The organism is Yersinia rochesterensis, assembly GCF_003600645.1.
GTDB classification, from domain to species: Bacteria; Pseudomonadota; Gammaproteobacteria; order Enterobacterales; family Enterobacteriaceae; genus Yersinia; species Yersinia rochesterensis.
In genome coordinates, this window is record NZ_CP032482.1 from 1,194,392 (window position 1) to 1,217,407 (window position 23,016).

Sequence of the window (23,016 nt, forward strand, 5' to 3'; positions counted from 1 at the left end):
TAATAACATCTTATTGATAAATAAAGGCAGATGCTGCCCAAGCAATCAATACCGTCGGCGCACCTGTCAGGAAGCGGCCAACCAAGACGGATGGAACACCCACGCGGACGGTATCTTGCTTCGCTTCAGCCAGAGACAGGCCGACAGGGATGAAGTCACATGCTGCTTGAGCATTAATCGCAAATAATGCTGGCAGGGCTAATTGCGGTGGGATATTCCCCAAACCAATTTGTACCCCAACCAATACGCCGATAACTTGCGCAATAACTGCCCCTGGGCCTAAGAATGGTGACAACAGCGGGAAGGAACAAATCAGCGCCAAGAGCACTAAGCCAATCGGGCTGCTGGCCAGCGGCGTTAAGCCGTGGGCAATAAAATCACCCAAACCGGATGCCATGATGATGCCGATTAATGCCGAGACGAAGGCCATAAATGGCAGAATGGTTTTCAGTACAGTATCAATGGTGTCGCGGCCTGACTGGAAGAACACGGCCACAACAGAACCCATGCCCATCCCCACTTTTGCCAGCAAACCGTCACTTTGTTCGGTGATTTTCTTGGTGGTATCGTAATCACGCCCCCCTTTGGCAGCAGGGGTGTCCGCCGCTTTGGGTGTGGCTTCTACTGTCGGAGCGGCGGCGGCTGCACTGTCGGTTTTACTGATTTTCTGGATATTCTTTTCACGGACGCCGGAGACATAAATATCTTCCAGTATGTATTGCGCCATCGGCCCAGATTGACCGGTTGAATGGATGTTGACGGTAGGTATACGGCGCTTAGGGTACAAACCACAGCGCAGGGTGCCCCCACAGTCAATAATGGCAATGGCGATTTCTTCCGCTGGCGGCTCGCCTTCTTTGAAACCATCGACGGCTTCCCAGCCAGTCAGTTCGCTGATGCGGTCAATAATGGCCGGGCGGGTTCCGGCAGTGATATAGACAATTTTTTTACCGGGGACGATTGGCAACTCTAATGGACCACCCCAACCGCCTTCGCCTTTTTCAATCCGGATAAATTCACTCATGATCTGCTCCACACAGTATGTATTTGAATTACATATTAAAGTTGTACGTCACGGTCTAGGCGGATGCCCATTTTGCGTTCGAAAATGGATGTCGTCAGGTCAGTAATCCAGCCGCGGAAGAAGTTGGTCACCATCCCGACCAGGAAGTAGCTCACCGCCAGCGGGCCTAATGGCAGGCCCAGTGTGGTTAAACCACTGGCGATACCGAGGTAGACGAATAATTCACCTGGATTGATGTGTGGGAACAAACCATTCATTGAGTGACAGCTGTAAGACGCTGCGGCGTAATAGCTTGGTTTGTATTTTTCTGGCATAAAGCGCCCGAGACTTAATGTCATCGGGTTACAGAATACAAAGGTACCAATCACTGGCAGCAACAGATAACGAGAAACAGGGTTCCCCGCGCAACGTTGCGCCAATCGTTCAATCCTGTCCTGACCGACAAATTTGATCAGCGCATTCATGATGACTAACAAACTAATTAATAAAGGTAAAATCCCGGTGACCATTCCAACAAAAACTTCTCCCCCTTTCTGGAAGAGTCCGATAAACCACTCGGCTCCATGGGTTATAAGTTCAATCATTCTTCTTCTCCTGTAATCGAGGCTATGGCTGTTTTTATAAACTTTTGTTATCAAAAGAAATTTAATGTTCCGCCTGCTAAAGCGGTTTCAAAACACGGAGAGTTCAGAATAAACTTCAGCATCTTGTTTGTCGCCATGTGCACTACCATAATCATTTTTTAGATCTATTTATCGCATATAGATCACACTTTGAAAGAAAAATCTTTCAAAATGAAGATTAAAAATAAAAGAAAATTAAATCGAAATGAAAGGTTTCCGTATGGTGAAAATATGACCGTCTAAGCTGACGTCGGATTTGAAATGAAAGATGCAGAAGTTAATATAGGGATAAAATAGAGAATAATCATAGGCTAACGATTGCTAGCCCTTGTGTAGATAGTTAGCCTAGCAGCTCACAATTAGGAGGGAGGCGACATTGGATAGCATTGGGGATTATCTCAATATGAAAGTTTTTTCCTGATAACGGCTCACCATCCAGATTGAAAGTAATGTCATGCGGCGCGGTGATGTCGAGCCAGGGTAGCGATGTTTCAATGACATTCTTGTTTTTCTCACCACTGAAGACGCTGGCCAATAGCGCGGGCAGTAATTCTTCGGCGATCAACAAACGCAATTGCAACAAACCATCATTAATCAGAGCATCAGGGCAGAGCGGTTGCCCGCCACCGGCTTGTCGGCCATTGCCAATTCCTATTACCAAAGCATCGCCAGACCATTCAAAGCCAGGGCCGCGAATTTCACAGCTGTCAGCTTTAATGGCGTCCATGCGCATCAGACCGTGAATAAAGTAAGACGCGCCACCTAACACTGCCTTGAGTTTGTCCGGCGTTTCGGTAGTTATGCGAGTACCAAAGCCCCCGGTAGCCATATTGATAAAATAGTGTTTATCATTCACTTGCGCTAAATCAATGGCAACCACGCGGCCTTTCACCGCTAATTGCAATGCGTTTTCTATTTGCAGAGGAATGCTGCAACTGGTGGCGAAATCGTTGGCCGTCCCCAATGGCAGGATACCCAAACAGGGGCGATTTTCCTCCGGTAATGTTATCAGTGCGCTGGCGACTTCATTGATAGTGCCATCGCCACCACCGGCAATGACTGTATCAACCGCCAATAATGCGGCTTCTTCGACATAGCGTTTTGCATCACCGTGCTCCCAAGTAACACGAACATGGAGAGTCACACCTTCCTCGCGCAAGTTTTTGACGGCATTGCGAACATCTTGGTTACCCGCTCCTTTACCATTAAGGATGAGGAGTGTCTGTGGCATTGAGGTCATAACTTGCTCCAGAGCGTTTTTGCAATAAACTTAACAATAACCCACACTTGTTTAATTTATCTATCAGATTATTCAATAAATAATGGAGAATATTAGTAATAGTTGGCTCTAATAAAATAGTTTTTATTTTTACTGGAATATTTATTTAACTAAGATGATTTTTATTTGGTGTGGGATTATTCATGGAAGGAGATAATTCTCGTTATTATTAAACAGTATAACAAGAACCACTAATAATAAAAAAATGAGACAAATTACCTATAATCAACAGGTTAGGATGATAAAAAGAAAAGGCCAGCCCAAGGGAGATTGGGCTAGCCAAGGAGGTGGTTCCTAGTCTTGCTGTAAAACTTTTTTAGTTCTTGATTGTACTCGAGCTATCCTACCCCAGTGTTATTATAATTGATGTGATCCATTTCTAATATTTGCTAAAAATGCCATCTGAACGATGGCATTATTTGGTATTACAGCTTCTTAGGCTTTTTCGTGAGGATTACGGCTATTTGTTCCGTTCAAATTCCGTATCAGTAAGCCATATTCTACATTAATGTCTTCGGGAATAGGCAAATACATGATGTGCCCGTTACCCGGCGCGATATCTGCCGGTTGACCCTTTTTATCCTGCATACTTTCAAGGATAAACTGGATATTACCCTGGGGAGTCATCAACTCAACACTGTCACCGACTGAGAATTTATTTTTGACGATGACTTCAGCCTGCCCATCACGGCGAACACCGGTAAACTCGCCGACAAATTGCTGGCGTTCTGAAACTGAATAGCCGTAGTCGTAAGTTTGTTGATCTTCATGCACATGACGGCGTAGGAAACCTTCGGTATAACCGCGGTGAGCCAAGCCCTCCAATGTGGTTAGCAAAGTCGGGTCAAAAGGTTTACCGGCCACGGCATCATCAATAGCGCGGCGATAAACCTGCGCGGTACGGGCGCAATAATAGAATGACTTAGTGCGGCCCTCAATTTTCAGCGAATGCACGCCCATTTGGGTCAAGCGCTCTACATGTTGAATAGCACGCAAGTCTTTGGAATTCATGATGTAAGTGCCATGCTCATCTTCAGTCGCCGTCATGTACTCACCTGGGCGTTGGGCTTCTTCTATCATAAATACTTTGTCGGTTGGGGCGCCGATACCCAATGTGGGTTCGACATTCTTCACCGCAATAGGCTGATGGATATGCACGATATTGCCAATATCATCTTCTTTGCCTTCCTGAACATTATATTCCCAGCGGCAGGCATTGGTGCATGTTCCCTGGTTCGGGTCACGTTTATTAATGTAGCCGGAGAGCAGGCAGCGGCCGGAATAGGCCATGCAAAGTGCGCCGTGCACAAAAATTTCCAGCTCCATGTCGGGCACTTGTGCGCGGATTTCAGCGATTTCTTCCAATGATAATTCACGGGAAAGTATCACGCGGGTCAAGCCCATTTGCTGCCAGAATTTAACGGTCGCCCAGTTAACAGCATTGGCTTGCACCGACAGGTGAATATCCATCTGTGGGAAAGCTTCTCGCACCATCATGATTAAACCGGGGTCAGACATAATCAGGGCATCTGGCCCCATATCAATTACCGGTTTTAAATCACGTAGAAAGGTCTTCAGTTTGGAGTTGTGGGGGGCGATATTCACCACCACATAGAAGCGCTTGCCCAAATCATGGGCTTCCTGAATACCTAATGCCAGATTCTCGTGATTGAATTCATTATTACGCACTCGCAGGCTATAGCGCGGCTGACCGGCATAAACCGCATCTGCGCCATAAGCAAAAGCATAACGCATATTTTTAAGGGTGCCGGCCGGGGATAACAATTCCGGTGTAAAAGGCATATTTGGTGAAGATATTGATGATGACGACTCTTTTGGTAAGGACATATCACGGCTCTCAGTCTGAGTTCAAGTCAGAACCACGCCCGAGGGAGTGGCTAAAAGCCGAGGATTGTAACCTTGCCCATCGTGAAAATCAGCCATTGCACAATTTTTGTAAGGTTTAAATGATCTGGATCAATATGAGGAGAGAAAAGCGCGGTCACATACTCCGCGCGAATACATTCTTAGCAGGGTAGTTCGGCAAAATAGTGCTATCGAATCAATAAGGTTACAGTGTCAGGTCTTTAATTATGGTGGTCGGGCCGTTTTTCACGACAGAAGCAATTCCCTTTTTAGCGGCAGCTTCGGAACTGTAGGATTCACTGACACCAATAACCTGATGGTTTTTCGCTTTCAACACGAAATAAGGCTCATTTTTCGTGTTGAGCTTTAACTCATATTGGCTTTCCAGTGGAGAGTTACTTTGTACCGATGATATGCCGTTTTCAGCGGAAGCTTTACTGGCGTACATCTCACTGGTGAGAATTATTTCGCCATTGCTGGCTTTCAGACTGAAATGATACTGCCCATTTTTTGCTTTCTTAATCTCATAGTGACCGGTGGCCATAATGTTGCTCCTTTTGGTAATATGCCTATTAGAGTGTAGTCAACGACTCATACACCACCAACATTAGTAAAGAGCGAATTACAGCAAACGGCAAATCTCGGCCTCCCAGCGATACCCCATTCCATAAACCGCGCGAATAAAGGGCTTCTCACCATCAAGGGCTTCCAATTTTCGCCGCAGATTTTTGATATGGCTGTCGATAGTGCGGTCAGTCACCACGCGGTAATCGTCATACAGATTATTCAGCAGTTGCTCGCGGCTAAAGACATGGCCCGGTTGGGTTGCCAGGATTTTTAGCAGGCGAAACTCCGCTGGGGTCAGCTCCAGCAAATGGCCCTGATAGCTTGCCTGGAAGCGGGATTCATCAATCAGCAACTGTGCGCTTTCACTGGGTTGTTCCCGCTGTTGTTGGCAACGGCGCAGGATAGTTTTGACTCGCGCCACCACTTCCCGTGGGCTATAGGGTTTGCAGATATAATCATCAGCCCCTATTTCTAACCCCAATAGCCGGTCAATCTCTTCCGTTTTCGCCGTGACCATCATGATAGGGACATCGGAAAAACGGCGGATTTCACGGCAAATACTGATGCCATTACTGCCGGGTAGCATCAAATCCAGCAAGATGATGGCGGGAGGAGCCTGGCGGACGGCGGCGACCACTTCGGCACCATTGGTGAGCCACTGAGTGCTGTAACCTGCGGCTTGCAGGTAATCGACCAATAACTGGCCCAGTTTGGGCTCATCTTCAACAATCAATACGGTACCAAACTGGCTGCTAGACTGTAGCTGTTCGTGCATAAGATGAATTACCCTATTGAATGGAATAGCGGAAATACTACCGTAATCCGCAGGCCGCCCATAGGCGAATGTTCGGCACTGATTTTACCGCCATGTGCTTCAACAATATTGTGGCAAATTGCCAAGCCCAGCCCCGAGCCGCCACTGGCGCGGTTACGTGAGCTTTCAGTGCGATAAAAACGCTCAAAGATGCGTTGTAACTGTTCATCACTAAGGCCCGGTTTAGTGTCCTGCCAGCTTAGCGTTAAGGTTTCTTCTGCAAGCTGAGCGCTGATTTCTAATTGCCCCCCCTCATTGGTGTAGCGCAGGCTATTTTCCAACAAGTTGTGAAACAGCTGATTTAGCCGGTCGGGGTCGCCAAACATGACAGCTTGTTCAGGTAGGTGGGTGGTGATGCGGATATTTTTATCTTCAAAGCGGCCATGGAAGCTGGCAATAGCAATTTGCAGCAGGCGAGTGGCATCTAACTGGGTTTTACGATAAGCCAGCGCCCCTCGATCAGAGAGCGAAAGTTGGTGTAAGTCATTCACCAGTTTTGTCAGTATGGCGACCTCAGCTTGCAGTGAAATCAGCGATTCTGGTGTTGGCGCGCGCACGCCATCTTGCAAAGCTTCCAGTTCACCGCGCAATACCGCCAGTGGAGTGCGTAACTCGTGGGAGACATCGGCCATAAAGTCGCGCCGATTCTGTTCATTTTTCTCCAGTGAACTGGCTAACTGGTTAAAATCCTGCGCCAAACGACCCAATTCATCGCGGCTACTGACCGCCACGCGGGCGCTGAAATCACCGGCAGCCAGCCGATGAGTCCCTTCCACCAAGCGTTTTACTGGAGCCAACATGCCGCGCGATAAAATCCAGGTCACAGCAGCGGCCAAGAAAGTCGACAAGGCGACAATAATCCAACTGGTGCGGCGCTGTTGCTGATCAAAATTAATATCAGCATTGCGGGTTAGTTTTTCCGGTGGGGTAGATATCACCCAGCCAACCACCTGTTTATTCACGGTTATTGCCCTGCTGCTGGCCTCTTTGGGGAGCTTCCCGGTGTGCCCAACCAGCAGATTATTATCATTATCCACCACCCAAAATTGAGTGCGCCAACCGCGTGGGGGCAAGTTGCGGCCGTTATCATTACTTTGCTCGAGAGACTTCATTATCTGATAAATAACTTGATCATTATTGCGCAAAAAATCCCAATTACCGTAGCGCTGATATTGAACTTCAAGCGCATCTCCTAGCATGGCTATCCGCTGTTCATTAGTTTGCTTGATATAATCAATAAAGCCGCGCTCGAAGCTGGCTCTTATTCCCCAATGCATGGTGATGAGCACCAGCATGCAGGTGGCAAATATCGCCATAAACAGTTTTCCGGTAATGCCGATTCTCATGCTATTTCCACCTATTTTATCGGTTAGCCGGTTTCGCGGACGGGCGGGGTAGATTACGATTAATGCTGGTATCCGGTGGTACGCGGTTAAATATCAGGGCTAGTAGCGCAATAATAATTGCCATATCCATCATTTTTAAACACGCAGGTGTGTTGGCTGCACTTTTAAGTCTATAGCGTTTGCCATTATTCCAGTCTCATCAACGGCTTTTTACTAAAGCGGCTGCGTAGCTGGTCAAAATAGAGATAAACCACTGGCGTGGTATATAAGGTGAGTAACTGGCTCATGACCAACCCGCCAACAATAGTAATCCCGAGTGGTTGGCGTAATTCAGCGCCATCACCACTGCCCAAGACCAACGGCAACGCGCCGAATAAGGCGGCCAGTGTGGTCATCATAATCGGTCTAAAGCGCAGCAAACTGGCCTGGAAAATGGCATCGCGGGCGCTAATATTGCTATTGCGTTGTGCATCGAGAGCAAAGTCGACCATCATGATGGCGTTCTTTTTCACGATACCAATCAATAGCATAATACCAATCAGGGCGATGAGACTAAAGGGCGCATCGAACAGTTCCAGCGCCAGTAATGCCCCGACCCCGGCGGAGGGCAACGTTGATAATATGGTCAGCGGATGAACATAACTTTCATACAAAATCCCCAGCACGATATACACCGTGGCGATCGCCGCCATAATCAGCCAAAGCTGAGATTTCAAGGTTTCCTGGAACACCTGCGCGGTACCGGCAAACACGCCGCGCACCGTGCTCGGCACCCCCAACTCTGTCATTGCCCGCTCAACTGCGGCGGTGGCTTCAGACAGGCTACCGCCATCGGGTAAGTTAAATGAGATAGTCGAGGCGGCTGATAAACCTTGATGATTGACCGCCAGCGGGGCATTCGCCGGCCGCCATTTAGCAAAATAAGACAGTGGAATTGACTGACCGTTGCTGTTAATCACAAACATTTTGTCCAGTGAACTCACATCCTGCGTGTATTGAGGCGCGACTTCCATCACCACTTTGTATTGGTTTAGTGGCTGATAAATAGTGGAAATTTGCCGCTGACCAAAGGCGTTATTGAGCAACGCGTTGGCATCTGACACATCAATACCCAGCCGCGCCATGGTTTCGCGGTCATAGGTCAGCGCCATTTCCGAGCCTTTATCCTGTTGGTCGGAGTTCACATCGGCTAACTCCGGTAACTTGCTCAGGGCAGCTCGGACTTTTGGCTCCCATTCACGCAGGGCGGTTAAGTCATCCGCCAATAACGTAAATTGATAGCTGGCGTTGGATTGACGGCCACCGACGCGAATATCCTGCACCGGAGAGAGGAACAAACTGGCCCCCGGCTCTTTTGCCAATTTGCCGCGTAGCCGGGCAATCACTTGTTGGGCTGTTTCGCTGCGTTCACTCAGTGGTTTCAATGAGATAAACATCGAACCGCTGTTGGTGCGCGAACCGCCGGTAAATCCAGTCACATTGTCGACCGCTGGATCGGCACTGACAATTTTCATAAAATCTTTCAGTTTTTGCTGCATTGCCTGGAAAGAAATACTCTGATCGGCTTGAATAAAGCCCATCATGCGGCCGGTATCCTGCTCAGGGAAAAAGGTTTTTGGGATACTGATATAGAGCCAAACATTCAGCGCAATAGTGGAAAGCAGCACGGCCATTACCCAGCGCGTATGGCCCAACACCCAATTGAGTGAGCGGCCATAACCTTTCTGAATAGCTAGCAGCACTTTACCGAAACCGCGAATACGTTGCTGCTGACCGGCCGGATGGGCGCGTAGCAAATGGGCGCACATCATCGGCGTTAGGGTCAACGAAATAACTAACGAGATACCGATAGCCACCGACAATGTAACGGCAAACTCACGGAATAACCGCCCCGGTAACCCCTCCATCAGCAGCAGCGGAATAAACACTGCCACCAGAGAAATACTCATCGACAGCACAGTAAAGCCGACTTCGCGCACCCCGCGCAGGGCGGCAACCATCGGTTTGACCCCGGCCTCCAGATGGCGAGAAATATTCTCCAGCACCACAATGGCGTCGTCGACCACAAATCCGGTGGCGATGGTCAGCGCCATCAATGACAGATTATTAAGGCTAAAGTCGCACAAATACATAGCAGCAAAGGTGCCAATCAGCGAAACCGGCACCGCAACGGCGGGGATCAAGGTGGCGCGGCCTGATCGTAGGAACAGGAACACCACCAGAATCACCAATGCCACGGCGATCACCAGCGATTGCTCCACTTCATCCAGTGAGGCGCGGATCGTCGGCGAGCGATCTTGCGCAATATTCAATTGAATCGAGGCCGGAATAGAAGCGCGCAGGGCCGGGAGTTCGGCCCGAATTCTGTCGACCGTGGCGATAATATTCGCCCCCGGTTCACGGCTGATCACCAAGAGAATCGCGGGTTTACCGTCAGACATCCCGGCATTGCGCACATCCTGCACGGAGTCGACGACATTGGCGACATCTTGCAGCCGCACTGCGGATCCATTGTTGTAGTGAATGATAAGCGGGCGATAACCCTCGGCAGTTTTGATCTCATCATTGGCCTGCACCTGCCAATGTTGCTCATTGCTATCAATGGAACCTTGCGGGCGGCGCACATTGGCCGCGCTAATCGCCTGACGCACCGCATCCAGTGACACACCTTGGTTGAACAGTGCGCTAGGATTAAGCTCTACCCGCACCGCAGGCAGTGAACTGCCACCGACGGAAACCTCACTGACGCCCTCGGTCTGAGCAATTTTCTGTGCCAATTGAGTCGAGGCAAAGTCATATAATTGGCCCTGACTGAAAGTATCCGAGGTCAGCGTCATGATCATAATTGGCGCATCAGACGGGTTCATTTTGAAATAGGTTGGGCGGTTTGGCATGCCCGAGGGGAGCAAGCTTTGCGCGGCATTAAGCGCCGCCTGTACATCACGGGCCGCACCATTAATATCGCGGTCGAGGGAGAATTGCAGAATAATTCGCGTACTGCCCAGCGAGCTGGTTGAAGTCATTTCATTGACGCCAGCAATTCTTCCCAGTGCGCGTTCCAGTGGTGTGGCAATGGATGACGCCATGGTTTCGGGGTCGGCACCGGGCATGGAGGCACTGACCATAATCACCGGATAATCGACCTGCGGCAGCGGTGATACCGGCAATAAGCTAAAGCCGATAATTCCGCTGAGGGTGATGGCCAGTGTCAGCAGGGTGGTGGCGACCGGGCGCTGGATGAACAGAGCAAAGAATTTCACGGCTGTTCCCGCCCATCTGGCAATTCTGGCGTCTCAATATCTTCATGATGATAGCGATTTTTGCCATGGGAATTGCGTGCCAGTTTATCAAATAACAGATAGATAACTGGCGTAGTGAACAGGGTCAGCACCTGGCTGACAATCAGTCCGCCGACCATACAGACCCCGAGAGGATTGCGTAATTCGGCCCCGGAACCGGTACTGAGCATCAGTGGCAACGCGCCAAACAGCGCGGCCAATGTGGTCATCAGAATAGGGCGGAAGCGCAATAAACAAGCTTGATAAATTGCATCATACGGCGTCATGCCCTGATCCCGCTCGGCGGCCAGCGCAAAGTCGATCATCATGATGGCGTTTTTCTTCACGATGCCGATCAGCAGAATGATCCCGATAATGGCGATCACATCCAGCTCATTGCCGGTCAACATCAGGGCTAGCAAAGCCCCGACACCGGCGGTCGGCAGGGTGGATAAGATAGTCACCGGGTGAATAAAACTTTCGTACAACACCCCGAGCACGATATACATCGCCACAATAGCGGCAATAATCAGCCATAGCGTGCTGCCCAGTGCGGCCTGGAATGCCAGTGTCGAACCTTGGAAGCGGGTCATAATATCCGCCGGTAGCTCAATTGCCTGCTCCGCTTGGGTCACGGCATTGACGGCTTCCCCCAGAGAATAGCCCTGCGCCAAATTGAATGAGATGGTGGCTGATGGGAACTGATTCAAATGGTTGATAGAAAGCGGCCCAAAACGCTCTTCAATAGTGGCAATGCTGCTTAGCGGCACACCTTTGCCGTCACTGCCAGTCAGGCGGATATCATTGAAAGCCGCCAGCCCCGGTGTGGCTTTGACATCATGCTCCAACACCACCCGATACTGATTGGCTTGGGTATAAATGGTGGAAATCAACCGCTGGCCAAAGGCGTTATAGAGCGCGTTGTCGATGGCTGCCATGGTGATCCCCAGACGGCTGGCGCTGTCTCGGTCGACATTAACAAAGGCCACTAACCCCTGATCTTGCCAGTCGCTGGTGACATCCTGGAATGGCGCTTGTTGCTGTAATTCACTGACCAATTTCGGCACCCAGGTGCTCAGTTCCTCCAGTGAGGTAGCTTGCAGAGTGAACTGATATTGGGTACGGCTCAGTTGGGTATCAATGGTCAAGTCTTGCACCGGCTGCAAATAGAGTTTAATCCCCGGAATTCCGGCCACACTCTGCTGCAAGCGGTTGATTATCTCTGGGATGCGCTCCTCTCGGCTGCTCAACGGCTTAAGGTTAATCTGCAACCGACCATTGTTGAGAGTGGCATTGGTGCCATCGACCCCGACAAATGAGGTCAAGCTTTCGACCGCCGGATCTTTCAGGATAATCGCGGCCACTTGTTGCTGGCGTTCCGCCATATTACTGAATGAAACAGATTGCGGCGCTTCCAAAGTGCCCTGAATGAGTCCATTGTCCTGCAAGGGGAAAAAGCCTTTAGGGATCAATAAGTAAAGCAACACGGTCAACACCAGAGTGCTTAGGGCGACACCCAGAGTAATCCATTGATGATTAAGCACTTTTTTCAGTGCGGCTGCATAATGGGCGATGACCCAATCAAAGAATTTTTCACTGGCGCGCGACAGGCGGTTTTGCTTGCGCAGAGATTCATAACTGAGCATCCGTGCGCACATCATTGGTGTCAGTGTCAGGGAAACCACCGCTGAAATCAGGATAGCCACCGCCAGTGTGACGGCAAATTCGCGGAACAGGCGGCCGACGATATCACCCATAAATAGCAGCGGAATCAACACCGCAATCAATGAGAAAGTCAGAGAAATAATGGTAAATCCAATCTCACCAGCCCCTTTTAGCGCGGCATCCAGCGGTTTCTCGCCCTTTTCGATATAGCGCGAAATATTTTCAATCACCACGATGGCATCATCGACCACAAAACCGGTGGCAATGGTCAGGGCCATTAATGTCAGGTTATTGATTGAAAAACCAAGGAAATACATCGCGGCGAATGTCCCAATCAGTGACAGCGGCACGGCAATACTGGGGATAATGGTGGCTGCTGCATTGCGCAGGAACAGGTAAATCACCATCACCACCAATACAATCGCTAGCATTAATTCAAACTGCACATCACTGACCGAGGCGCGGATAGTGGTGGTGCGGTCGGTCAGCACTTTGACATCAACTGACTTCGGCAGGCTTTTGATCAAATCCGGCAGCATTTCGCGAATACTGTCGGCAGTGGCAATCACATTAACCCCCGGCTGGCGCTGGATATTCAGCACAATCGCCTGTTGGGTATTGGCCCAGGCGGCCAGTTTGTTATTTTCTGCGCCCTGTTCGATGGTGGCGACATCCTGCAAGCGCACTGGCGCACCATTTTGGTAAGCCACAATCAGGTCGCGGTAATCCTCGGCGGATTTCATTTGGTCATTGGCCGACAAGGTGACCGAGCGAGTTGGCCCGTCCAGACTGCCTTTGGCGGAGTTGACGTTGGCATTGCTGATGGCGGTGCGAATGGTTTCGCTATCTAACCCTAAGGCGGCTACCGCCGGTGCATTGAGTTTTACCCGCACTGCTGGGCGCTGACCGCCAGAGATGGTGACCAAACCAACCCCGGTCACTTGCGAGATTTTCTGCGCAATGCGGGTTTCGACCATATCTTCCACTTGAGTCATCGGGATCGCGGTGGAGGTCACCGCCAGAGTCAGAATGGGCGGATCCGCCGGATTCACTTTGCTGTAAATTGGCGGATAGGGCAGGTCATTGGGCAGCAGATTTGTGGCGGAGTTAATCGCCGCCTGCACTTCTTGCTCGGCTACATCCAGCGGCAAAGTGAGCTGGAATTGCAAAGTGATGACCGATGCGCCACCGGAGCTTTGTGACGCCATTTGTTTCAAGCCAGACATCTGACCAAACTGGCGCTCTAATGGCGCAGTAATGGCGGAGGTCACCACATCCGGGCTAGCGCCGGGATAGAGGGTGACTACCTGAATGGTCGGATAATCGACTTCCGGCAGGGCGGAAACCGGTAAGGCGCGGTAGCCGAGAATCCCCGCTAACAGAATGGCCACCATAAATAATGTGGTGGCGACTGGGCGCAGGATAAACAGCCGTGATGGCCCGCCGCCGGGTGTTGGAGGCATCACTTGCATCAGGATTTCTCCGCTGCTGGGGCGGTGCCAGCCGGTGTATCAGTCGCCGGTTTTTCACCTCGACGGTGTGTGCCTTTTTCGGTCGTAGCCGATTTTTCTGCCACATTGGCTGGCGCAGCATCCGCTGAACGCGGAGTGACCACTTCAACTTGCAAACCTTCCGTCAGGCGATCAATACCGTCAGTGACCACGCGCTGACCAGCTTCCAGCCCGGTGCTGATAACCACTTGTTTACTATCTTGAATTCCGGTGGTGACTAAGTGCTTACTGACTTTATTCTCGTCATTTAATGTCCAGACAAAACTCCCCTCGTTACCCATTTGCACCGCCGCGGTTGGCACCACCACGGCATTTTGCAGTAAATCCACTTTGATACGCGCATTCACAAATTGATTCGGGAACAGCACGTCATCTTCATTGGCAAAGCGGGCTTTCAGCTTAATGGTGCCGGTGGTGGTATCAATTTGGTTATCAATACTGAGCAGATAACCTTGGGCTAGCATCTGCTTATTGGTGCGGTCCCATGCTTCAACCGGCACGGTAGTATTGTTTTTTGCTGCATTTTTCTGTGCTTGCATAATGGCCGGGATATCACTTTCCGGCAGGGTGAAGACCACATCAACAGGATGTGTTTGAGTGATAACCACAATCGGGGTGGCGGTGCCGCTGGTAATGTAGTTGCCGACATCCACTTGTTTTAACCCGACTTTACCGGAGATGGGCGCGGTAATGCGGCTATACGTCAGTTGCAGTTGGGCGCTGTCGATAGCCCCTTGATCGGCTTTTACACTGCCTTCGCTCTGGCGTACCAATGAGGCTTGAGTATCTAAATCTTGTTGTGAAATCAGGCCGGTTTTAGCCAGTTTTTGATAGCGGGCCAAATCGCGGCGAGCATTGTCCAGTGTGGCCTGGTCTTTGGCCAGTTGCCCTTGAGCTTGAGTCAGTTGGACTTGGTAAGGGCGCGGGTCAATTTCGACCAGTAAGTCACCGGCCTTGACCTGCTGGCCTTCAGTAAAGTGGATAGCCATTAACTGGCCATCAACCCGGCTGGTGACCGTGACGGTGTTCGCGGCAATCACTGTCCCTAAGCCGGTGAGATAACGCGGCACAGCTTGTTCGGTGGCGGTGGCGGCTTGCACTGGAGACATCGGCATATTACGGCGGCCACCCGCGCGTGCGGAGCTGCTCCCTCCGTCATTTTGCTGTGCCCCCGGCGCACTGTTTGGTGGGGCAGCACTGAAATGACGCCAGACAAACACAGCAACAATAATCGCCACCACGATTCCCAATAAAGTCAGCAATCGGGAAGTGCGTTTGGATTGAGCTTTCATGATGCGGTGAGTCCCTTTTATTGATCTGTTTATGCGCACACAGGTGCAAAAAATAAAAATTCATACCCCATAGATTTCGAGATTCAGGAGCGCTGCTTGCAGCGGCCTCGCGAGGCGAGGCCCAAGGATGGGCTGAGTAACGAGCGCAGCCAACACACCTGTATCTTGAAAGATGACGGGTATACATATGTTACTAGTTTAGCGGGGATTTACCGGATAAAAATGGAGGAAATATGAAAATATTGTCAAGGTTTGGGGGGATTTGTGTTTTAGTTGATTAAGTATTTGATCATTGATTTGGTTGAGAGTCGATTTGGTGATTAGTGATCGGGTTCGGTTGTTAAAGCACCGAACTCACTTATCCCCCGATGAACCAACCGCCAAAGGGTGCGGGCGCGCACCCTTGTGGAATCCCGCGCTTCGCACGTATCGCCTGCCCACTCCGTGGGTTCCCTCATACATCATTTCGCTAACGGACCGGGCCGATTCGCATCCATGCTCAAGCGGCCCTCGCTCGGCATCCATGCCTCGCGTCCTACCTTCATTCTTCACTCGGCGGCTCAAATGTGCTTTTAACATCAAGGTCAAAACCATAGTTTTGATTTTGATGTTGAGCGCAATCAGGAATATTACCGACAAAGACGATGGCCCGAGTGAGCCGCCATGGACAAATCTGCCGGGAGCAGATTTGAACGCTGCGAGCAGCGGCCCCGAAGGGGTGAGTCCCAAGGACGGGACGAATTACCCCGGCGAAAAGCGCGCTGGAGCAGGACGCGACTCGCGCTGGCTCGATGAGGCCAATGGCTGCCGGAGGGGACTGCGAATAGCAGTAATGTTTCGCGCAAGCCGCAGGTGCAGGAGGGCCGGCTAGCCCTCCTGCTCGGTTGAGGCGACTGGGATTAAGTAATCACTGAATGACTATCAACCGAAACAATGCTCCGGTGCTCTAACAACCGAACCAGATCACTTAATCAACATCAACATCAACATCAATATAAAAATATCACCGATAAAGTGTCTGTGCCCAACGCGCCAACCCGGCGGTGACGGAGCCAAAATCATTGCCCCCCACCAGTGGGATACCCGGCAATTGCTGCTGTAAGGCGGCACGCAGTAATGGCGAGCGGGCACTGCCGCCAGTCAGGTAAATCACATCGGGCGTGATGTGGCTGGTGGCTAGCGCCAGGCTGACTTGCTCTTGAATGCGTTGCAGGGGTTGGGCGATAGCTTCAGCAAGCTGCTGCTGGCTGATAGTTTGCCCTAATTCCGGCTGAACAAAATCCAGTGCTGCGGCGACTTGTTGTTGCTCGGACAGCGCAATCTTGCTCTCTTCTGCGGCGCGTACCAGGCGGTAACTTAAACGTTGTTGATAGACTTTCAACAAGCGCTGAACTTGCTGTGGGTTAGCCGCATCACGGATTAAATCTCGCAAGAAACGGCCATTCACGGTGCTATAGAAATCACTCTGGGCGGGAACATCGTTGGTGGCAACCGCGTTCCAGTAGGGCAATGACGGCATCGCAATGCCTTTTTCGGTCTCGCCTCCCATACCAAACAGCGGCATCAGTTGCTTAAATGCCAACATGATATCAAGGTCATTCCCCCCGACACGGCAACCGCTGTGACCCAGCAGACTTTGCTGGCGGTCGGCCAAACCTTGCCATTTTGGCCCCATTAATAGCACCGAGCAGTCCGTGGTTCCCCCGCCGATATCCACCACTAAAACGGTTTTTTCACTGGTCAGTGTGGCTTCAAAATCCAGCCCCGCAGCCACCGGCTCAAACTGGAAGGCGATATCGCGAAAACCCGCGCGTTGCGCGGCACGCAGCAAAATCCCCTCGGCTTGTCGGTTGGCTTCTTCACCGCCGGAACCTTGGAAGTTAACTGGGCGGCCAATCACCGTCTGGCTAATTTCTGATGACAATACCGCTTCCGCCTGGCGTTTGATGTGGAACATCATGGCGCAGACTAAATCCTCAAACAGCGCCAACTGTTGCGGTTTCAACCCATTGGCACCCAAGAAAGATTTAGGCGATTTTACAAAGTAAACTTCTTCGGGATCTTCAATATAGTGAGCCAGTGCAGACAAGCCGAACATCAAGCTGTCGGCGGCCACCGGAATATCTTCTTCGCGATTGAACGCCATGGCCCGGCGTAATAGTTGCTGATTTTCGTCACTGCCTGTTGGCACCTGCCAATGGCGGTGCAGGCACTCACTTACGGCTTCCCGCGTCGGGGCGCACAGCATCGAGGGCAAATAAACGTCATTATTTTCCAGCACTAGCAATTCGGGCGCATCGTCCCGCATCACGGCAACCGAGCAGTTTGCTGTGCCGTAGTCAAATCCAATGAACATAATTGCCCCCAGGCCAAATAAAGGGCGCGACTTTACCCCAGAGTGAGCGGCGGGGCAATCGTCAAGTCAGGTTATCGCGCTATTTTATCGCGAAATATCCACTGTTAAGCACCTCTGACAAAGGTTGCGTGCGGCCAATCGTTTCGCCATCGACTAAATCAACACCGATATCAATTAACTTACTGAGGGTCGGCGGTAATTCTGCCGGGCCAGCCAGTGTGGCGATATTCGCCCGTTGTGCTGTGCCGTTAATGATGGATATCAGAACCTCATCCATTTGATTTGTATGAATATTGGAAATTAAATTGCTGTTAAATTTCAGATAATCAATGGTATGCGCCGCTAATAATTCAAAATCATTCAGGTTATGGCCAAACTCTTTCACAATAAGTTTACAGCCTAGTAGTTGCAGTTTGGCGAGGAAATTACCAATCGCAAACGGATATTGCAGCAATGTGGCTTCATCGACCATCCAATAGAGACTTTGTGGTGGCAAGGGGGTCTGTGGTAGCAATGTGAGCAGTGACTGGCGGAAATCTTCTTTGAGCAGAGCCACTTCCGACAGCGGGATAGCCAGTGCCAGCCCTTTACGCTGTAGTGCTGGGGCGTGCTCCACTAACAGTTGCTCGCAGACCCAATGGTCGATTTCCGGCTGCAAATTATACAATACCGCCGCTTCCTCAAAGGCAGACTGGCTAACGGCAATATCTTGTGGCCGATTAATCTCGAAACTGACCTGATAGAAGCAGACCGATAGCGGCGTTTTCGGTGGCGCTGTCGGGGTCATCTGTAGCGATAATTGATTTTCACGGAGAATACTTTCGACATCTTCTCGGCTGAGTAGCCCGTGCTGGCGGGCTAGCAGCTGTTTTTGTCGTGGCTGGTAGAGATAAACCTGACCGCGCCCACTGTGCTTGGCGGTATAACAGGCGATGTCAGCTTGCGCCATAATCTCACTGCGCTGACTGTTGTTGCTGCTGATTTGCGTGACGCCAGCACTGGCACCAATACGGTACAGTTTATCTTCCCAGTAGAAATGATAGTCATTGATCATGGATACCAGACTTTGGGTAATGGCTTTGGCGTGAGATAGGGTGCAATTAAGCATCAGTAAACCGAATTCATCGCCCCCCAGTCGTGCGACACAGTCACTATTGCGTAAATGTTGACGCATTAACTGACTAAGTTCTTTGAGCAGTGCATCTCCAGCTGGGTGCCCGGCGGTGTCGTTAACAGCTTTAAAATAATCCAGATCCAAGAAAGCCAGCGCGTGTTGTTGGTTAGAATCGACACTTTTCTGGATAGCCGCTTTTAATTTATTGTCGAAATTAGCGCGGTTTGGCAAGCCGGTGAGATTATCATGTGACGCGCTGTGGCTGAGTTTGCGTATCATTGCGCGCGATTCGCCGACATCCTGGAACACCAAAACTACCCCAACAATAGTGCCTTCCAGCGTTTTCAGTGGGGCGACAGACTCCTGAATGTCGTAATAATGTCCGTCGCGATGATGTAATACCATCGACTCATTCAGCGAGGAGTAAGGGCGATGGGTGAGACAATGTTCTATTGGATTATCAATTTCCGGCCCATCAACGCCGTCGGTTAGCTTAATAATATGATGCACGGGCTGACCCAGCGCGATGGTATTAGCCCAACCGGTCATTTTCTCCGCGACCGGGTTCATAAAGGTGATATTCATATCCTGATCAGTACAGACCACCGCCTCGCCGATGGAGTCCAGAGTGATATGCAGCCGCTCTTTTTCTTCATGCAGCGCTTCGGTCAGATTTCTGATTTCGGTCATATCCAGCGTGGTGCCCATCAGGCGCAGAATATCGCCATTTTTGTCGCAAATCATATTGGCCTGATTGCGTAAATGAACAATATCGCCATTCGGTAACAATAATCTGAATTCGAGCCGGTAGGGCTTGCGTTGATTGAGTGCAGCGCTGTATTCACGATTAACGCGGTTAATATCATCAGGGTGAATGTATTGCTGCCAAACATCATTATCAACTGGGGTGTTGAGCGGGACATGATAAAGCTCATACATTCGCTTATCCCAACTGATCTGCTGCTTTCTGATATCCAATTCCCAGATACCAATTCCGCCGGCCTCGTTCGCCAGCGTAATGCGCTCCATCAGGCGGCGGTTAACGATTTCGCTCTTTTTCAGGTCATTAATATCTTCGACCTGTGAAATGTAATAAAGCGGCTGTTGCTCATGGTCGCGTACCACGCTCACCACCAACAGCGCCCACACCACCTCGCCATCACTGCGGATATAGCGTTTTTCCATCGAATAACTGGGAATGCGACCATGGTATAGATCCTCGAGCAATTTCAAGTCGGCGGAGAGATCTTCCGGGTGAGTTATTTGCTGAAAATTCAGGGTGAGCAAGGTTTCTTGGCGGTAACCCAATAATTTGCACAGCGCTTGATTGACCTGCATCCATTTACCTTCCGGCGACACCAATGCCATGCCGATGGCCGAGTATTCCATGGCATTACGAAAGCGGTTTTCACTTTCAATAATATGTTTTTTTTCCATGCGAAAGGCGTGCATCACCATGGCCATGGCGTGCGGAGGAATCAGCACCATCAATAATGGAATAAAAGAAAATGCCTGAACGGATAGTTTGGCGTCCGCCTGAAGGGTAAATAGGTTGAAGTTGATCATCATTGCAATCAGCAATGTGGCCAGAAAACAGAGAGTAAAAGTCTCAAAACGGGGTAAGCGGATAGATGTCCAGATCAGCGCCATAATAACGAAAGTAAAAGGATAAGGCATATAAATCAGGCTGATATAACAAGCGGTCAGCGAGACTATCATTATCCACGTCATATCAAACAGCGCTTTGGTTTTGGTCGCGAGATTGAAATAACCCCGGCGATAAAGCAGGCCAACCGGGCCTAAAGCCAACATGCCGATAGCTTCGGACATAAACCACACTGTCAGCACTTGGGTAAAGCTGCCGTTTTGCGGCGCTAAATACCAAGCTGCTGCTAATCCGCTGATTAGAGGAACCAAAATCACAGCACAAAGGGCGAATTTGAGCCAACTAAAAAGGTTATTAAGGGGGTCTTTGGGTTGCAAAAGTTTACGCAGTAACCACGCGCCAGCAGCCGACTCCGCGAGGTTGATGAATGTCAGTGGCAGGGGGAACCCACTGATGCCATATAAAATAAAATTAGCGGCAACAATACATATTCCGGCGGCTAATAATTGCCACGACCAATAGCGTGTTGGGAGGTGGAATAACGCTACGACCAATACGGCGGTCGGGAACCATAACGGAGCCAGGTTTTCTGATTGCTCAGAAAGGCGGATACAAAAAAGTGCGAGCAAAAACACCACTATGCTGATGATAGTAATGTGAATAATCGCTTTATTGTCAGGAGCTGGTTTTTCGGCTGCACTGAGATCCATATAGCGCCTTATTTTGCTCGCAAGAATTTTGATTATGATAGGGGAAACCCATCACATAAAAATATACTGTATTTGAAACGCGGTCATATTCAATAGTTTAGTATAGCTGAGCATGGATAGATGTGATTTGTTTACTCCATGCTCAATTAATTATTTTTTTATTATCATAATCATTAAACTAAGAATAGGGTGGCAAGTCCCAGAAAAATGAAAAAGCCGCCAGTATCGGTGATGGCTGTGATCATGACACTGGAACCGATAGCCGGATCACGGCCTAAACGGGCCATAGTCATCGGGATAATGACCCCCATTAGCGCGGCCATTAACAAGTTAAGGATCATTGCCAACGTCATCACGCCACCCATGGCCGGATCGCCATAGAGCAGATAAGTGACAAACCCCATAATCCCGCCCCAGATCAAACCATTGATTAGCGCCACACCCAATTCTCTGAACATCAGGAAAGTCACATTACCCTGCTGAATATGGTGCAATGCCAAGGCGCGGACAATCATGGTGATGGTTTGGTTACCGGTGTTACCGCCAATACCTGCGACGATTGGCATTAATGCCGCCAATGCGACTAATTGCGAGATAGTATCTTCAAATAACCCGATGACCCTTGAGGCCACAAACGCGGTGCAGAGATTGATTGCCAGCCATGACCAACGGGTTCGAACCGCACGGCCTACCGGGGAGAACACGTCTTCTTCCGGACTCAAACCGCCCATGCGCCTTAACGTGGTGTCACTCTCTTCATTGACGACGTCGACTATCTCTTCGATGGTCAGCCGGCCCATTAGTTTGCCTTTGGCATCAATTACCGCGGCGCTGATTAAGTCATAACGTTCAAAGGCACCCGCAGCATCTTCCGCTTTTTGCTCCGGCTGGAAAGTGGTCGGGTTGCTCTCCATCACTTGGAATACTTTCGTATCCGGTGAGTTGAGGAGGATCGCGGTCAGAGGCAGTTCACCGAGTAAGGTATTCTTGCGATCAATAACGAAGATTTTATCCGTGGCATCGGGAATGTTTTTCCGATAGCGCAAATAGCGGTGTACCGTGCCGAGGGTGACATCAGCTCGCACCGTCACCAGTTCGAAATCCATCATTTGGCCGACAGTATCGCGACCATATTGGATAACTTCCCGCACTCTGGCCCGTTGGTCAGGGTCAAGTGAGGTGAGTAAGCGGCCCATTAAGTTACGCGGCAGATATTCGGCCAGATAAGCCTGTTCATCGACATGCAAGGTGCGCATCGCTTTTAACAGATCTTTATCGCTCATCTCTTTGATAAGCGTGTCCCACACTGTCTCAGAGACTTCGACCAGCGTTTGTCCGCGTTTCTCGTTTTTGACTAACCGCCACAATGCCAAACGCTCATCATTGGGTAAGGCTTCGAGTAAGTCGGCAAGGTCAGCTGCGTGTAAATCGTCGAGCAGCGTTTTGATTTCTAATGTTTTTTCAGCAAGTTTCTCATCACTGATCTTTTCGCGGTCTTCCTGACGGCCAAGAATACCATCGACCAAGTCTTTATTATTCAGTAATAGAGAAAGTATTCGATTGCGGATTTCTGCCAGTTTTTTCGCATTATTTTTAGTGCTTTTTTTTGCCGCGGCAGAAAACGAAACCGGAATGATTGGTACTGGCATAATGTGTGATGTCCGTGTATATGAAACGAGCGTATGAGTACGAAAGTTTAGGGACTGAGGTCAGTTTCATGGGGGCCAGGGAGTTCACCGTCCACGGACTGCTCGATCCGTTGTGCTTCACGCCGCTCTTGATGATGAGAAATAGAAGCGATCCCTGCAAACAATAAGCGACCAAATAGAATGAGAAAGCTCACCAGTAAGATAATTTTTGTTAGTGGTGTCGATGGCCTTCTTTTCATCATTTTTACCCTTCTTTCTTGAAATAGCAGCTTATTGGTATCAGCAAAAGTTAGCTGCCTTCACGCACCCGAATCAC

The 23,016-nt window shown here is 50.0% G+C and carries 14 protein-coding genes; all 14 read right to left on the reverse strand.

Going from position 1 to position 23,016, the window contains the following annotated elements:
• Positions 1 to 10: 10 nt before the first annotated feature.
• Complete coding sequence (gene srlE / locus DXZ79_RS05565) at positions 11 to 1,024, reverse strand: PTS glucitol/sorbitol transporter subunit IIB (protein ID WP_038635248.1); 1,014 nt, start codon at positions 1,022 to 1,024, stop codon at positions 11 to 13.
• A gap of 35 nt (positions 1,025 to 1,059) precedes the next feature.
• Positions 1,060 to 1,608, reverse strand: coding sequence for a PTS glucitol/sorbitol transporter subunit IIC (srlA, locus tag DXZ79_RS05570; RefSeq protein WP_038635245.1), 549 nt, complete (start codon positions 1,606 to 1,608; stop codon positions 1,060 to 1,062).
• 379 nt (positions 1,609 to 1,987) lie between these two features.
• A complete protein-coding gene (gene yegS / locus DXZ79_RS05575) occupies positions 1,988 to 2,878 on the reverse strand; it encodes a lipid kinase YegS (protein ID WP_072089049.1) in 891 nt (296 codons plus the stop codon).
• Positions 2,879 to 3,361: 483 nt separating this feature from the next.
• The gene (gene trhP / locus DXZ79_RS05580) at positions 3,362 to 4,681 is read right to left on the reverse strand and encodes a prephenate-dependent tRNA uridine(34) hydroxylase TrhP (protein WP_230852346.1); all 1,320 of its coding nucleotides are present in this window, start codon (positions 4,679 to 4,681) and stop codon (positions 3,362 to 3,364) included.
• Positions 4,682 to 4,997: 316 nt separating this feature from the next.
• Positions 4,998 to 5,336 carry a YegP family protein gene (locus tag DXZ79_RS05585; protein WP_038635235.1) on the reverse strand — a complete coding sequence of 113 codons (339 nt, stop codon included), beginning with the start codon at positions 5,334 to 5,336 and terminating at the stop codon, positions 4,998 to 5,000.
• A 78-nt stretch (positions 5,337 to 5,414) separates the two neighbouring features.
• Positions 5,415 to 6,134, reverse strand: a complete 720-nt coding sequence (baeR, locus tag DXZ79_RS05590; RefSeq protein WP_038635233.1) for an envelope stress response regulator BaeR — start codon at positions 6,132 to 6,134, stop codon at positions 5,415 to 5,417.
• A gap of 8 nt (positions 6,135 to 6,142) precedes the next feature.
• Positions 6,143 to 7,519, reverse strand: a complete 1,377-nt coding sequence (gene baeS, locus DXZ79_RS05595) for an envelope stress sensor histidine kinase BaeS (protein ID WP_120011147.1) — start codon at positions 7,517 to 7,519, stop codon at positions 6,143 to 6,145.
• 185 nt (positions 7,520 to 7,704) lie between these two features.
• Complete coding sequence (gene mdtC, locus DXZ79_RS05600; protein ID WP_038635227.1) at positions 7,705 to 10,779, reverse strand: multidrug efflux RND transporter permease subunit MdtC; 3,075 nt, start codon at positions 10,777 to 10,779, stop codon at positions 7,705 to 7,707.
• A complete protein-coding gene (locus tag DXZ79_RS05605; protein WP_038635223.1) occupies positions 10,776 to 13,934 on the reverse strand; it encodes an MdtB/MuxB family multidrug efflux RND transporter permease subunit in 3,159 nt (1,052 codons plus the stop codon). The genes mdtC and DXZ79_RS05605 overlap by 4 nt, the downstream gene beginning before the upstream one ends.
• A complete protein-coding gene (locus DXZ79_RS05610; protein WP_038635220.1) occupies positions 13,934 to 15,265 on the reverse strand; it encodes an MdtA/MuxA family multidrug efflux RND transporter periplasmic adaptor subunit in 1,332 nt (443 codons plus the stop codon). The genes DXZ79_RS05605 and DXZ79_RS05610 overlap by 1 nt, the downstream gene beginning before the upstream one ends.
• Positions 15,266 to 16,268: 1,003 nt before the next feature.
• The gene (gene yegD, locus DXZ79_RS05625) at positions 16,269 to 17,621 is read right to left on the reverse strand and encodes a molecular chaperone (protein ID WP_038635214.1); all 1,353 of its coding nucleotides are present in this window, start codon (positions 17,619 to 17,621) and stop codon (positions 16,269 to 16,271) included.
• A gap of 79 nt (positions 17,622 to 17,700) precedes the next feature.
• Entirely contained in the window at positions 17,701 to 21,051 is a 3,351-nt protein-coding gene (locus DXZ79_RS05630) for a diguanylate cyclase (protein ID WP_038635211.1), read from the reverse strand.
• Between the two features lie 173 nt (positions 21,052 to 21,224).
• Positions 21,225 to 22,700, reverse strand: coding sequence for a magnesium transporter (gene mgtE / locus DXZ79_RS05635; protein WP_042562350.1), 1,476 nt, complete (start codon positions 22,698 to 22,700; stop codon positions 21,225 to 21,227).
• A gap of 47 nt (positions 22,701 to 22,747) precedes the next feature.
• Positions 22,748 to 22,939, reverse strand: coding sequence for a YfgG family protein (locus tag DXZ79_RS20915; protein ID WP_038639690.1), 192 nt, complete (start codon positions 22,937 to 22,939; stop codon positions 22,748 to 22,750).
• Positions 22,940 to 23,016 lie beyond the last annotated feature (77 nt).

What these genes read in the sequence shown, in the direction of transcription:
- srlE (WP_038635248.1), bottom strand. Translation starts at nt 1,024, where the DNA reads ATGAGTGAATTTATCCGGATTGAAAAAGGCGAAGGCGGTTGGGGTGGT.
- srlA (WP_038635245.1), bottom strand. Translation starts at nt 1,608, where the DNA reads ATGATTGAACTTATAACCCATGGAGCCGAGTGGTTTATCGGACTCTTC.
- yegS (WP_072089049.1), bottom strand. Translation starts at nt 2,878, where the DNA reads ATGCCACAGACACTCCTCATCCTTAATGGTAAAGGAGCGGGTAACCAA.
- trhP (WP_230852346.1), bottom strand. Translation starts at nt 4,681, where the DNA reads ATGCGTTATGCTTTTGCTTATGGCGCAGATGCGGTTTATGCCGGTCAG.
- DXZ79_RS05585 (WP_038635235.1), bottom strand. Translation starts at nt 5,336, where the DNA reads ATGGCCACCGGTCACTATGAGATTAAGAAAGCAAAAAATGGGCAGTAT.
- baeR (WP_038635233.1), bottom strand. Translation starts at nt 6,134, where the DNA reads ATGCACGAACAGCTACAGTCTAGCAGCCAGTTTGGTACCGTATTGATT.
- baeS (WP_120011147.1), bottom strand. Translation starts at nt 7,519, where the DNA reads ATGAGAATCGGCATTACCGGAAAACTGTTTATGGCGATATTTGCCACC.
- DXZ79_RS05605 (WP_038635223.1), bottom strand. Translation starts at nt 13,934, where the DNA reads ATGCAAGTGATGCCTCCAACACCCGGCGGCGGGCCATCACGGCTGTTT.
- DXZ79_RS05610 (WP_038635220.1), bottom strand. Translation starts at nt 15,265, where the DNA reads ATGAAAGCTCAATCCAAACGCACTTCCCGATTGCTGACTTTATTGGGA.
- yegD (WP_038635214.1), bottom strand. Translation starts at nt 17,621, where the DNA reads ATGTTCATTGGATTTGACTACGGCACAGCAAACTGCTCGGTTGCCGTG.
- DXZ79_RS05630 (WP_038635211.1), bottom strand. Translation starts at nt 21,051, where the DNA reads ATGGATCTCAGTGCAGCCGAAAAACCAGCTCCTGACAATAAAGCGATT.
- mgtE (WP_042562350.1), bottom strand. Translation starts at nt 22,700, where the DNA reads ATGCCAGTACCAATCATTCCGGTTTCGTTTTCTGCCGCGGCAAAAAAA.
- DXZ79_RS20915 (WP_038639690.1), bottom strand. Translation starts at nt 22,939, where the DNA reads ATGAAAAGAAGGCCATCGACACCACTAACAAAAATTATCTTACTGGTG.